Genomic DNA, 1255 nt, shown 5'->3' with positions numbered 1-1255 from the left:
TTGACCTGCGGCGTTTCCGCTTAACTGCCGGGCATTGGGCCCTGGACACGCGCATTCACCACCGCCTGGCAGCGGGCCCACCAGCTCCCGGCCCTAATGGGACTCAACGGCCCGTGGGAGAGACTACGGTCCGTAGCCGCCAGCAGGTGAGCACTTTCCAGCCCGGAGCCACTGCGAGTTCTGAGGTGAGACCGTGCCCCTGCTGGTCGGCCGGGAGGCCTGACTGCTGATGGGATGGCGTGCCCGCCGGGTAGTTGGGCGTGAGCACTGGATCCATTAGGGCGCGAGCCGTGCCTTCCGCAGGCTACGCAAGGTCCGTACAGGAGCGAAAGGCTGGGAGCTGGTGCTGTTCATCGGGGATGACTGGGCCGAAGACCACCATGACGTCGAGGTGCAGGACGCGGCGGGGCGCAGGCTGGCGAGCGCGCGGTTGCCCGAGGGGGTGGAGGGGATCGCGAAGCTGCACGCCCTGGTCGCCCGGCACGGCGGTGAGGACCTGGAGCCCGAGCAGGTGACGGTTGGGATCGAGACCGACCGCGGGCCGTGGGTGCAGGCGCTGATCGCGGCCGGCTACCGGGTCTACGCGATCAACCCGAAGCAGGCGTCCCGGTTCAAGGAGCGATACGCAACCTCAGGGGCCAAGAGCGACAAGGGTGACGCGCATGCGCTGGCGGACATGGTCCGCATCGACGGCGGCCAGCTGCGTCCCGTGGCTGGTGACAGCGACCAGGCCCAGGCGGTGAGGGTCGTCGCCCGCGCACACCAGACGCTGATCTGGGAGCGTACCCGCACCTTCCAGCGGCTGCGCAGTACGCTGCGGGAGTACTTCCCCGGCGCGCTGACCGCCTACGCCGGGTTGGAGTTGACCAGCACCGACGCGCTGGAACTGCTGATCAAGGCACCCACCCCGGAGCAGGCGGCGAAGCTAACGAAGGCGCAGATCACCGCAGTTCTTGCCAGGCACCGCCGCCACCACCGGGACCAGAAGACCGCCGCCATCCAGGCCGCTCTGCGCGAGCCCCAGCTCGGCGTCGCTGCCCCAGTGGCTGCCGCCTATGGCGCGGCGGCGGTCGCCCACGCGAAGCTGGTGATCGCGCTGAACGAACAGATAGCGGCGCTGGAGGAGCAGGTGAGCGCGCATTTTCGGGCGCACCCGGACGCTGAGCCTGGATCCACCGCGTGATTTCTGATCACGGGTGTCGGGCGGGTTCTGGGTGTTTCTTCGGGATGCGGGCAGCGGCGATTGCCGGGTGGC

Annotated in this window: 1 protein-coding gene; it reads left to right on the top strand. The window is 69.2% G+C overall.

Annotated elements, in window-relative coordinates; all coding sequences use genetic code 11:
• Nucleotides 1–343 precede the first annotated feature (343 nt).
• Nucleotides 344–1183, top strand: a complete 840-nt coding sequence (locus ACZ3TS_RS43035; RefSeq protein WP_467628736.1) for an IS110 family transposase — start codon at nucleotides 344–346, stop codon at nucleotides 1181–1183.
• Nucleotides 1184–1255 lie beyond the last annotated feature (72 nt).

The sequence above is a fragment of the Streptomyces sp. NPDC022910 genome (genome assembly GCF_055561075.1).
Note: the sequence above shows the minus strand (reverse complement) of the source record. Positions and strands in the feature narration are given on the sequence as shown.